Source organism: Aliikangiella aequoris (genome assembly GCF_053709105.1).
Genome location: NZ_CM132298.1, coordinates 489,099 through 502,409, shown reverse-complemented (window position 1 = coordinate 502,409; position 13,311 = coordinate 489,099). Strand labels below are relative to the sequence as shown.

The following is a 13,311-nucleotide window of genomic DNA, read 5'->3' as shown; positions in this document are numbered from 1 at the left end:
TGGTATGTTTCAAGACTAGGCAATCATTGAATGAGAGTCGAATAGATAATTGTAACTGAATCCTACAAAATGCTGTTTAAACAGAACTTTAAAATAATTTAATTAATAAATTATAAAGATCATCAACCTCTTTCTGTTTACATAGCTTGTCACAGGCTAAGTGCAGTGCTCTTTGATCGGAGCTCTCAAGTGAATTGATCCTTGCTTTTAATGCGCTGCTTTCAGCAACAATATTATTTCTAACTGCGTGAGTGCGCTGGTTAATTTGGGTATATAAATACAAAAATCGGCCAATAACAACGTACGGAAAATTACGATTTTTAATTGGACCATATTGCGCTTCGTAACCGCCAACAGGGATCCCTTTGACTTGCGAAGTCGCTATTTTATCGGCTCCAAATACCACACCACCAAAACCTAACAGTCCGCCTCCTATCGCTCCAAGCATAAAGCTATGACCAGCGACGGCTAAGTCTGCAGCGGCCCCTGCTACGGCGCCGCTCATTGCGCCTACGATTGCCAACTGCTGCTTGTTTAACCCCCACAAATACCATTGCTCGCAATCAAATAAATCGGGTGGTAAGTCAAAATCGTTTAGCTCAACTTTTACATTTTGATGAGAATAAAGCGTTAATAATGTAGCAAAGATTTCTTTTTCCTTTGCAATCATTGCTTGCGAAAACCTTTTCGCTAACAATGGCTTTAAACTTTCCGCCTGTGACTTCTGAACCACCTTCTGAGTTACTTTAAAGGTACACATGTCTTCTAGAAGCCTGCTCAAAAGCAATACAGCTTGCTGCTTTTGGGTAGTTCGCTCGGCTTGTAAATCCTTTACTAGTTGCTCTAGTTGCCCACCCCATTTAGGATTGATATGTGAAAAAGTTTGTAGCAACTCTAATTGGCTTTCAAAGCTCGCCTGCATAGGGTTAAACACTCTCACTGTTTTAAAATATTGAGTTAAAGCGTTTTCCCATTCAATCACATAATCATCGCTTTCAATGGGATTAATTAGCGCCATGCTGGGTTGGCCTGTCCAACGCAAGATTTCCATTTCTGCTTCATATTCACGTCCGTATGGCCGCGAGCCATCAACCACGTACAATATTGCAGCGCCTTGAGTTATCGGCCTTAGTAACTCGACCTCATCAGGAAACTGTTGCTGACACTCGAGATTATTAACAAACTCATTCACGACTGCAGCGCGTTTATCGGCGCTTACGTTTTTCTCTGTCAGCCAAGCAAGCACTCGGCTGGGTCGCTGAAACCCTGGAGTGTCAATAAGCTCATATCCTGCATTGGCGGTTTCAACCCTAAACTGATTCGCTTTTTCAGTAGTACCGCTGCGCTGTGATATAACCACTGAGTCATTTCGTGACAGCGTAGAAACAATTGACGACTTACCTTTATTAGGGTGTCCAACAACGGCAAATGAAGGTCTCATCATAACTCCGAACTTGGCATTAGATCTTCAGGGATAAAAATTTTCCAATGCGGTAATTTATTTGCAAATCTTTGCCACTCTTCCAAGTGATTCTGCTTTATTGGCGCAAGTTGATTCGCCTTTAAATCAACAGGGCAAATAAAGCCATGAGAGTTTTCTAAATAGTCTGCAAGCTCACCTAATGGCGGTTCCCAAGACTTTACTAATACTAATTGTTCGCCGCGCCATCGCTCAGCTACCTTTCGCTCGGCGATACTTGCGGTTGGACCAGCTGAAAAAATACGCTCATCTTGCGGCTCATATCCAAGCATATTAGTTACAATCGCTCGATTAAACCCACCCCAGTTGCAAATGTATAAATTTTGATTTACTTGATGAACTAGGCTAGCTAGTGCAAAATTTTCACTAGGGCTAGTTGCACCAGAAGTGGCTTTTTGTAGCAATTGAACAGCAAAATCTTTTGCAATACGGTAACGAAACAGAGCAGCCGTAAAAGCCAGTAAGATTCCCCTAGCTAAAACACAATAAACGAGCTGTACCGCTAAGATGAACTGCCACCAAGCTGCGTGAAATTCTGAAACCGAATAAGTGTTTAACAATCTCGAATCTTGGGTTTGAGAAAGCAATTCTAAACTAGGCTGAGCAGACTCCCAAAACAACCAAGGCGAAGCAGCTAATTTTAGAAACCGATACATTGTCTCAGTATCAATTAACGTACTTCGCCAAACAAAATTAACGTCGGAAATTACAAGCAACACAAAATAACTAAGCAAACTGGCAATTGAAAATGCAATAGCTGCGACTTGGCTCTGGTAAAAGAACCATTGTTTGTCAACATTATACTGTTTAATCTTGCGCAACTTTTCTATTTGGTTATCAAACAGTTTAGGTAGTTTGGTTAACAGCCTGGGTAAATTAAGCCCTTTACCAAAAGCTAATGAAACAATTGATATCAATAAACTACTTAAAGGAATAAATAAGTAGATAAAGAGTAAGTAAAGTAGGTTTACTCTACCCTGCGCATCGCCAGAGAGAACACCCCAACTAATAACTAAACCTAAACATGCCGCAACAAAAACAAAAAACCAGTAAACTTTTAGGTCTACTGGTTCAACACGATTATTTTCTTTCACTGGCAATACTTTAGGCTTGAGCTCGGGCTTCAACAATCATTTCTTCTAATTTATCTAAATCGGGAATTGATGCACCAATGTTATCGACGGTCACTTTAATTTTTTCTGCGCTCGATAAAGTCGCTTCGGTTAAAGCTTTAATATTATCTGGACGAACATGAGAAAGTCTCGGAATTCCTTGTACAACAATTGCAATATAAGGTAATTCACGGTTCGCATTTAAAGTATGAGCAACAGCTACACGAGAACGTTTGTTGGCTTGTGGATCTGATTCCCCCTGGATAACGTCTATAGAAATTAGAGGTATTTCTTGGCCACGCCAAAGTAGATGTCCTAAAAACCAGTTAGGTCGCTCAGCGCTCTCAGGAAACAGTTCAACATTACTAAATGGTACTATCTCAGCGACATTAGAGTTAGGTAATAAGATATTACTTTGTACAGTTGGAATCATTAAGCTGTACACTTCTTTCATTTCATCACTCATAGAATTTCTCTCAATTTAGTGCGTGCGACTTTATTAGCTTGTGACACTCAGCGGTAAAAAGCTTAACAGTCGCTGCGCGAGCTCTTCTGGACTTCCAATAAAATCGGTTTGTTGGGCATCGATTACTGACTCTGGCATCGATGCGTTAGCACAAGTTTCTGGCGATTGAGCCCAAACTTTGCCGCCAGCTTGGCGCATTTTAATGGCGCCTTGTAATCCATCTTCTCCCATTCCGCTAAAAATAATAGCGCCTGAACTTTCCGCGTAAACTCCGCTTACTGCCTCAATAACATCATTAATACAAGGAGAATAAGGTCCACTCCATTTTTGCGAGTGATCAATTAACATTGACCCATCTCTTAAAATGACAATTTTCCCTTTAAGTGGCGCAAGGTAAACTTTACCTGCTTGCATATTGTTACTTCCATTAGCAATTTCCACTTCGAACTGGCTATTATTGGTAAGAATTTCGGCAAGTACGGGCAAAAAATTCTCATCAATATGTTGAGCGATAATAAAACTCGCATTAATATCTTTAGGTATACAGTGGAGAAAACGTTTTACCGCCGCAGGCCCACCTAAAGAAGCTCCAATTACCCAGCAAGGTGTAGTAGGTTTGGCGACTGCAGTATTTTGTTTCTCTTCAAACTCAATATGAACTGCCGCTTCTTCTAACATTGGAATTTCAAAATCGGCCAACTGAATTGTGTCACTGCTTGGCTCAACTATTTCAGTGACTTCTTCGGAAATTTTGTCTATCTCGTTCTGAACTTCGGTTTCTGAAACATCACTCACCGGCGTCGAATTTTCCGTTGCACTTTTTGACTCTTCAGTTAAAGAGAAAGATTCGAGCGCACTTTCAAACTCTTCGCTGCTGGGCTCTATTAGATTTTCAGATTGATCTTGCTTAGCTAGTTTTTCTTCGTCGTTTTTCTCAGCATTTTCATCTGACTCTAGAGCACTTGCAGCAATACTTTGAACCACTTCAGGATCAAGTGCAATTTCTGAGTCATCATCTATTTCAAAATCATCTAAGCTCAATTCATCAGGTGCACCAAGATCTAGATCCAGCTCGGGTTCTACAGCCGACTCAATCTCTACTTCTGCCTCTATCTCGGCAAAATCTTCAAGCGTCTCTCCAGTCGCAGCTGCTTGTTGCGAAATAGCGGCTTGACTAGTTTCAGTATTCGTTTCTTCAAGATCTTTTGTATCACTTTTTGCAAGTAACTCATCATCCCCCAAATCAATTGCAAACTGAGCTTTACCGCTTACTGGCTTTTCGCCATCTAAACTTTCTAGCGATAAATTTGCGCTTAATCGCTCAATTTCGCTTTGATCCCCGTCCCCTGAACTAACATCACCTTCACTCGACTCTTCGGCTATTTCGCTATCGAAATCCGCCAACTCTAAATCAAGCTCAAACTCAGAAGGCTCGGCTAAAGGTTCGCCTTCAGCTTTGTTTTCAATTTCAACATCATGTTCAGTGGTATTGTCATCAGAAGAAAAGTTACTAATATCTAAACTAATATCATCATCGTCACCGCCCAGATCCAACTCAGCCAATTCAAAAGGGGTGCTATCTAAGTCCATAGGTTGTTCAATAGAAAGCTCAAGAGAATCTTCGTCGGCTGCAGCTTTCGCATTACCTTCATGCGCTTGGACTTCATCTTGAATATCTTGAATTAGACTTTCTTCATCGTGCGATAAATCAAGTTCAACGGTTTCTTCTTCAAAGTAATCAACAGGTGGCGTATCAAGCTCTTGAGTTTCAGTATCGCGCTTGGAAAGTACGGACTCAGTTGGAGCGTCACCTAGTCCAATATTAAAATTTTCTTCAACTGGCTCGTTGGGAAGGTGCTCAAAATCTATCTCGACTTCTTCTGCGACTGTTTCAGGTTCAGCCAGTGGAGAAGTTTCAATTGAATTTTCGTCAGTGGCAAATTGTTCTTCTTCTGCTGCAAGCACAGAAGGCAAGCTTTCAAGTTCAGAAACCAATTCTGCAGCAATGTCGTCTGGCAAGCCAACAGAATTTAAATCTAGCTCTTCTAGCGAAGTTTCTAAATTTAAATTATCAGCAATGGAGCTTGTTGGTTCGCTTGCCTCGGAAGCTCGATTATTTTCTGATAATTCAACTTCATTTTGACTGGTAATCTCATCATCGCTAGTAGTTTCTTCATCGCTAGTAACTTTAGCTTCACTCACACTTGAGCTATTATCATCTGGCTCTATGTCTGTCATTTCATACAGTCGATTGAGCAAATTACTACACCAAAACTCCGGATGTGATTGCTTTTGTAGAGTTCCAGGTTCGTTAAAATAAACCGGAATTTCAGACTCATCGAGTAAATGATCGATTTGATCGTGCCATGAATCGTCATCCACGCACAAAAGCCAAACATGAATTGATTGGTCTTCTAAATGCTCATCGTTAATTTCACTTGCTTCAATTTGATGCACAATTTGTGCACCAGATTGAGTTAATAAATTAACTAATAGTTGGCTCTCGTCACTTGACGATGCTACCAATCCTATCTTTAAACTACTCACTTTAATCCTCAGGATTTATTCGGTAACAGCGCGGAAATTGTATCTAATAGATCCACTTCATTATAAGGCTTACCCATATAGTCATTGACTCCGATTTGCTCGGCTCTTTCTCTATGTTTTTCACCAGTGCGTGAGGTAATCATTATAATTGGTAAATCTTTTAAACCTTCATCGTGGCGTATAATTGTTGCTAGCTCAAAGCCATCCATTCTTGGCATTTCAATATCAAGTAGCATCACATCAGGCTTGTGCTCTCCCAATATAGATAGCGCATCAACACCATCTTTAGCCGTGATGACTTCAAAGTCATGCCGTTCTAATAAACGCTTGGTAACTTTTCTTACTGTAATAGAATCGTCCACAACCATAATAGTTGGAACTTTTTCTTCTACAACTTCAACTTCAGGACCACCTAGCTCGGCCGCGTTAACATCAATACGTCTAATTAACGAAGGCATATCCAAAATGAGTACAACTCGACCATCACCAAGAATAGTCGCGCCAGATAGGCCACTCACTGTACTTAGCTGACTACCTATGGTTTTAACAACAATTTCTCGACTTCCCAATAGGTCATCTACTTGCAATGCAGTTGGATGGTCAGCTCCATGCAACAATAAAACCGGTAGTGGTTGAGTGATGCCTTGAAGATTTGCGCTGGCCTTATGATCTAACATTTGACCTAAGTGATACATCGAATAATCAATGCCTGCATATTCAAACGCAGAATCTGGGTTGGCGTAATACTCTTCTAATTCAAATGGGCTTACCCTTACAATACCTTCAATATTAGAAAGTGGTATCGCATAAACCTCTTCACCTAATTTTACCATTAAGGCGTGATTAACCGACATTGTAAAAGGAAGCTTAACGGTAAAGGTTGTCCCTTGACCTTGTTTAGAGTCAATTTCAATGACGCCGCCTAATTGCTTAATTTCACTATGTACAACGTCCATGCCTACACCGCGACCAGATATTTGGGTGATTTGTTCTGCTGTACTAAAGCCGGCCTCTAAAATAAGTTGCTGTAACTCATGGTCAGTCAGTTCAGACGACTCAGTTATTAAACCTTTTTCAATTGCCTTTTTACGAATGGCTTGTAAATTTAAACCGCGACCATCGTCTTTAATTTTAACGAAAACTTCAGAACCTTCTCGATACATCGAAATATTAACAGTACCGGTTTCTGATTTTTGATTTGCCTTGCGCTCAGATGGTGGTTCAATGCCGTGGTCCATCGCATTTCGGAGCATATGCTCTAACGGCGCAATCATTCTTTCTAAAACCGTTCGGTCCATCTCACCATCGGCACTAATGGTTAACTCAATAGTTTTACCAAGCTCGGTACTAATTTGACGAACCATTCGACGTAATCGAGGAACTAAGCTTTCAAACGGAATCATGCGAGTGCGCATTAAGCTCTCTTGCATTTCCGTATTAACTCGGCCTTGCTGTAATAATAATGTTTCTGAGTCAGCGGTTAATAGATCAAGTGTCTCTTTCAAGCTAACCAAATCCACGGCGCTTTCACTTAAGCCTCGAGTAAGCTCTTGTTGGCGAGTATATCGATCCATTTCTAGCGGATCAAAGTCTTCGTATTCGGTTACCCCAGACACCTCTTTACGATAAGAAATTTGCGCATCGGTTTCTATATCAAGGTTTCTAAGCTGCTCACGTAATCGCTCAACTGTAGAGTTCATTTCCTCTAAGTTGTAGCGAAGTACTGACATTTGTTGCTCTAAGCGAGAGCGGAAAATACTCGTCTCACCGGCAAGGTTTACTAAGTTTTCTAATTGATCTGCCGAAACTCTGACAACTTCGGTTGATGCTGCAGATTTTTGTTTGACCTCTTCTTGTTGCTGCTTTTTCTTGGCAAACGAAACCACTTCAGCGGAAGCAGGCTCTTCTGCAGCTTTATCCTCTTTTGCTTCTTCTGGCTGTGGAGTTGACTCGATAATTGGTGCCGGAGCTTCCCCTTTAATGAGTGCATGCAAAGCTTGCATATAGGCTTCGGGCACCGTCATTTGCCGCTCTGTTTCAACTTCTTTAACCAGTTTTTCTATAACGTCATAACCTTGCAACATAAAGTCAACGTCGGCACTAGTTGGCGTTAATTGGCCAGCAGTTACCTTTTCAAAATAGGTTTCCATCTCATGGGTCAAATCACCTAGAACCACTAAGTCAGAAAGTCTCGCGCCGCCTTTAAATGTGTGTAAAGTACGTTGCAGCAAATCAATGGTCTCTTTGTTTTCAAGCCCATCCGCCCAATCATGTAAACCTTCGTCTAAGGCTTCTAACAACTCTTCGGCTTCTTCTAAGTATATTTCTAATACTTCTTCACCGTCTTCATCGAGCTCAATTTTGTGCACGTTGCCAGACATCACGATAGGTGCTGCTGGTTGAATTGTATCAGCGGTTCGCGTTTCGGTATTGCTTTCTTTAACTTTCTCTGTTGCTTCTTGAGAGCGCTTATGGGTTAGCTGAATTAGCGCTTCCATATTTTCCGCTTCGGCAAGCTCTTGATGCGATGACTCTTCGGCGCTAGGCTCTTCTGTATCAGTCACCTCAGAAACGAGCTCTGATTGCTCCGTTTCTGCCTGCTCAAACTCTGGCGAATCATCTGTTGCTTCAATTTCTACGCTTTCAGTTTCTAAGCTTTCAATCTCAGTCGTCTCGTCGGCCGCAGCTTGGTGTGTGCTTTCATCTGAAATTTCGTCTGTCGTTTCAACCACAAACTCTTCAGCCTGCTCTAATTCTGAAAACTCAAATGCGCTTGCTTCGTCGGTTAGTTCAGACGTTTCATCTTGCTCTAAACTATCTTCACTCGCGTCCAGATCTTGCTCTGCTGACTCAGTTTCTATCAATTCTTCTGATACTTCAGCTTCGCTATAATCAACGGCTGGCACTTCTAAAGAAATCTCACCAAATTCAATCTCTTCATCTAATGCGCTTTCTGCTTCTGAATCACCTGTTTCAAGGGAAACTTCCTCTTCGCTAACCGTATCTATTACGGTAGGGATCTCTTCTTCTGCTTCAACCGTAAACTCTTGCTCCGCTTGAATATCATCTGCTGGCTCTTCCGGCAGTTCAAAACTAAACTCATCCGCCGGCTCTTCCGTGTCCTTCAGCGTTGGAATTTCAAGCTCAGATTCAATTTCGTCTGTTGTGTCTTCAGTAATTGGCTCCAGAACTTCACTATCGGCAGTGTCTGAAGTAACGGTTTCGCTCGGAGCGGCTTCTTCTGGTGCAGTTACAGCTAATTCCGGATTTAAATGATTGCGAACTTTTTGGATTTCGCTATCTGCAGCTTTTGGCCATTTTAATCGCTTAAGCGTTGCGATCATTGCCTCTAGTTTATTGGTCGCCGATTCTACAATTGGGTAGTCTTTTTCTGTTACCTCGCGGCCAAAATCAACCACTGTATTAAAAACGTCTTCTACTGCATAACCTAGATCGCCAATCGTCATGGCTCCAGCCATACGAGAGCTACCTTTCAGCGTATGATAAATTCGACGTAATTCGCTTATAATCTCTTTACTGTGTAAGTTATCTTTCCATCGAGCAAGCAGTTCGCGCGCAGATTCAATTAACTCTTCACCTTCTTCAACAAAAAGCTCAACAAGCTCTTCGTCCATATCTTGTGGGATAGCTTCATCATCGCTGCCTTCCATCCACTGGCTCAGCTTGTCAACGAGTGCTTGAGGAGATTCTATATCTTCCTCTGATGCAATTCGATTTAACATGCCCATTAAACAGTCTACCGACTCATTCAATAACTCACAAAAAGCGGCATCTAAGTTATCACTTTCCACTGCATAAGCAGCCAGCTGCTCAGTGGTAAATGCGAGCAGCCCCATTTCATCGATGGAAACCATTTCTGCACCACGATGGAATGTATGCAACTCAGCACGTATTGACTCTTTAATTGCTGGATTATTTAAATCGCTTTTCAATTCATCATTAAGGCGGGTGACTTCTTGCAGTATATCCAGCCCTTCAGTTAGGAATATTGATACAAACTGCTGATCGCGATGCTTAACATTGCTATCACTGCCGCTCGGCGCGACTTTTAATTGCTCAACTCTTGAGAGTAAACTTTGATACTCAGTTTCATTGAACTCACCAGCTTTTAAATTATTAATGCAAACTTCTAAAAATTCATGAGTTTCAGCTAATAGCGAAATGGTCGCTTGTTCAAAACGCTGATTACTACCTTTGGCAATTCGCGCGGCTTTTTCCCATGGCCCTGTGATGACAGAGATAGGAGTTACACCTGCCATGTTAGCGCTGCCTTTTAAAGTATGTAACGATCGAATTAGCTCATCACTAATGGCAACAGTTCCTTCACTTGGAGCATCTTTTAAATACTGCTGGATTGAGTTTAAATGACCTTCTGCCTCGGTTGAAAAAATCTCTAATAAGATAGGGTCAATTGCCTCAACCGCTTCTTCGGTTACAGCGCTTTCTTGTTCTTCTTCTATTTCTGGCTCAGCTGTAACACTACCTTGCGGTGTATAGTCAAAGCTAGCTATCGCTTTACCTTCTGCTATATGGTTTGCTTTGGCAATAAACTCTTGATAATCAATATCAACCGAAGTTTGATTCGCAAACGCCTCCACCAAAGTAGGTAAAATTGAACGAGCCTCGCTTAATAAAGCAATTACTGGCGACTCAGCGGGAATTGATTCTTCAATCACTTTATTTAGGGTATTTTCAACTGCCCAACTAACGTCACCAATTACTTTAGCGCCCACTAAGCGGCCGCTACCTTTTAATGTATGGAAAGAACGTCTTAATGTCGTGAGTGCGTCTTCATCATTAACATTGTTGCTCCATCGAGGTAGCATATCGTCAATAACTTGAATTTCTTCTTCGGCTTCTTCTAAAAAGATTTCTAAAACTTCTTCATCAATAAGAGTTTCATCGACTTGCTTATCTGCAGAGGCCGTTACTAATGGAATAATTTCAGCAGAGCTTACCGGCTCAGCTTTTGCTGACGATTGTTCACTAGCTGCAGCATTCGAACTTTGTTGTTCGGTGTCAACCTGCAGCTCTGGTTCTGCTTCAACCGGCTCAATATCATCCTGCGTATCTAATGACGCTTGCAGGGTTGCAACACTTTGCTGCGCTCCTTTCAAGATTGAAGCAACACCTCGAGTTGTGCCTTCCTCTGAAGCATCTAAATAATATTCCACACTGGTAATGACGTCAGCTAGAGCATCTAAATGAGATTCATTAGGTGGCGTTTGCTGGTTGAGTATTTTACGATTCACAAAAGCAAGCGCTATTTCTAAAATATCTGCTGCATCGTCAAATGATACGATTCTCACCCCGCCAAGTACTTCTTGTAATAGCCCAGGCACTTGCGCTAACGACTCTTTATCAAAGTCTGACGCAATGTAATTAATCATATGGTCTTTAGCTGCTTGCATACTCTTACGAGCCGCTTTAATTAATGCGTGAGTTGCGTCATCTACTTGCGATTCTTTAGCATGATCGGCACCAGTTTTTTCTGCTTCTGCGTCGCTGACGTCTGCCTTACTAGATTCTAAATTAACGTTTTTAAGATTAGCTTCTACAAATAATAATGCTCCAGCAATGTCCATTACCATTGAGTCATCGGGCATTTTATTATTTTCTATGAGCTTATTAATGCTCATTATTTGTTGGCGCACCACGTCTCGTGGAATAGCTAATTCAAGCAGTGTTAAGGTATCAGAAATTCGGTTTAGCGACTCGACTAAACTTTGGAGTTCAGAAATATCTTTAGCTTGCGAGCGAACAAATAAATCGAGTTGGTCTTTAACTGTCGCCAACTCTTCATTAATCGCTCCTACTACGCTTGTGATCGCAGTAGAGTCAGGCTTAGTCAGTTTCTTTTGCTGTTGTTTTATTTCTTCGCTGTCAGCAAGAGAAGCCTGCAAATTAAATTCTTTTTTAAGCGCTTCTACTCTAGCGTTTTTCGAGTTTGAACGCGCTACATAGTATAAAATATCTGATAGCAGTTTATCTGGAATGACATCGTCTAATGCGTCAGTGCCTAAATCTGAGAGACGTTTTATTTGTTTATCCACTTGAGCCAAAAGCATGTGAATTTCTTTTTTCTTAAACAAGCCACCTTCGGTGATAGAAAAAATAAAACCATCAGCAACCCACCAAAGTCGTGAAACAGAGTGGCCTTCGGTTAATGCTTCTAATCGCAATAAAACTTTATGGATACGAGACAACGACTCTTTCGGCTTGTCGCCTCTAATTAATCCTGTAAGACCTTTTTGAAAGTGGGCGCGTAACTTTTTAGCATTGTCTTGAAACGCAGACGTTTTATCTTCATCAGATACAGCTTCGGACGCTTTCGGCGGTACCACACTGTAAGTGTCTGCGCTAAATAATTCTCTTTCGTCTAGCGGTGACTCTTCAGCTGCCGCCCTTAGCTCATTTATTAATGGCAATAGGACAATCGGAATATCTTTTTGGCCGTCTTCAACTCTTTCTAAATAGCCAGGCATTTGTAACAAAGCACGCATTAGTACTTCAAACGAAGACTCAACCGCAAACTTTGAGTCGGTCGCCATTTTTTCTGCGAGGAGCTCCATCTCTTGAGCGAGCTTTGCTGCGCCAGAAAATTCTAGCATTTGCAATGTTCCTTGCACTTGATGCAAGCAATTTATACAAAATTGGATTTGAGTTTGGTCTTGAATATCGTCAGCGAAACTTTCCAACCCTTGACGTGCTTGCTCAAGCGTATTGTTAATTTCTTTTCGGACCCAACTTAACGCCAATTGGTCATAATTGTCGCTCATGACTTCTCCGCCATTTTTAATTGACTATCTTTACGTAAGTACGCAAGACAGTGTTTATTATCAACTCTAGTTAGCAACTCTTCATTTACACTGGTCACTTCACCATGACCCAAAACTAATAACCCGCCGGGCTTTAGTCGCTGCAACAGCTGCTCAATAACTTCTTTTTTGCGTTCTTGTCTAAAGTAGATAAGAACATTTTGGCAGTAAATCACATCAAATGATTGCTTTAACTTACTGCTCATTTCTAATACATTACTTTGAATAAAACACGTTCGTTGTCGAATGTTATTTTTTATCTGAAAGTAATCATCAGGGAGCTTTTCAAAGTATGTGTTTTTGGTAACTGGTGGCACAAAGTCCAATTGCCTTGCAGCATAGATACCTTCGCGGGCTATCGCTAACGAAGGGTAACTAATATCTACCCCTGTCACACCAAAATACACTTGCTGTCCCGCTGACTCTTGCAGCCCAACATTCACTTTATCCATTTCAATGGCAAGCGTGTATGCTTCTTCGCCGCTCGAACATCCAACGCTCCATAACTGTAGATGCTGAGGTTTATCTGATGCTTCTTGAAAACCCTTGAGTGCTTTGTTGCGACAATAATTAGCAACAACTCTAAGGGAAGGTGCATCTCGATAAAAACAAGTTTCATGCACGGTTAAAGAGTCGACTAATGAAGCCCAATCTAGCACCGAAACTTGCCCAGCATCTAATTTGCTATAGAGATCTTTATACTGCTTTATCCCTTTAACATTCATGTGCCTAGACAGCGCAGCAATTAAAAATGCCTTTCTGCTCTCAGGTAACCACAAACCTGTCTCTCGCTCTAAAAGAGCTTGCCATAAAGCAAACTCTTCAGAGTGCATTTCGGGCAAATCAAAAGCCGCCATGCTCAATATA

General features: G+C 41.4%; 6 protein-coding genes. All 6 read right to left on the bottom strand.

The features are described from left to right. Positions 1-88: 88 nt before the first annotated feature. Genes ACUR5C_RS02275 through ACUR5C_RS02250 form a run of 6 tightly spaced genes read right to left on the bottom strand, consistent with a single transcriptional unit; the run spans position 89 to position 13,301 of the window. Positions 89-1,444 carry a DUF3482 domain-containing protein gene (locus ACUR5C_RS02275; RefSeq protein ID WP_454466730.1) on the bottom strand — a complete coding sequence of 452 codons (1,356 nt, stop codon included), beginning with the start codon at positions 1,442-1,444 and terminating at the stop codon, positions 89-91. After that, the gene (locus tag ACUR5C_RS02270; protein WP_454466729.1) at positions 1,441-2,610 is read right to left on the bottom strand and encodes a DUF2868 domain-containing protein; all 1,170 of its coding nucleotides are present in this window, start codon (positions 2,608-2,610) and stop codon (positions 1,441-1,443) included. Before ACUR5C_RS02270 ends, ACUR5C_RS02275 begins: the two co-directional genes overlap by 4 nt. Then, the gene (locus ACUR5C_RS02265) at positions 2,585-3,058 is read right to left on the bottom strand and encodes a chemotaxis protein CheW (protein WP_454466728.1); all 474 of its coding nucleotides are present in this window, start codon (positions 3,056-3,058) and stop codon (positions 2,585-2,587) included. Before ACUR5C_RS02265 ends, ACUR5C_RS02270 begins: the two co-directional genes overlap by 26 nt. 33 nt (positions 3,059-3,091) lie before the next feature. After that, the gene (locus ACUR5C_RS02260) at positions 3,092-5,605 is read right to left on the bottom strand and encodes a chemotaxis protein CheB (RefSeq protein WP_454466727.1); all 2,514 of its coding nucleotides are present in this window, start codon (positions 5,603-5,605) and stop codon (positions 3,092-3,094) included. A gap of 8 nt (positions 5,606-5,613) precedes the next feature. Further along, complete coding sequence (locus ACUR5C_RS02255) at positions 5,614-12,405, bottom strand: Hpt domain-containing protein (RefSeq protein ID WP_454466726.1); 6,792 nt, start codon at positions 12,403-12,405, stop codon at positions 5,614-5,616. Then, complete coding sequence (locus ACUR5C_RS02250; protein ID WP_454466725.1) at positions 12,402-13,301, bottom strand: CheR family methyltransferase; 900 nt, start codon at positions 13,299-13,301, stop codon at positions 12,402-12,404. Before ACUR5C_RS02250 ends, ACUR5C_RS02255 begins: the two co-directional genes overlap by 4 nt. Positions 13,302-13,311 lie beyond the last annotated feature (10 nt).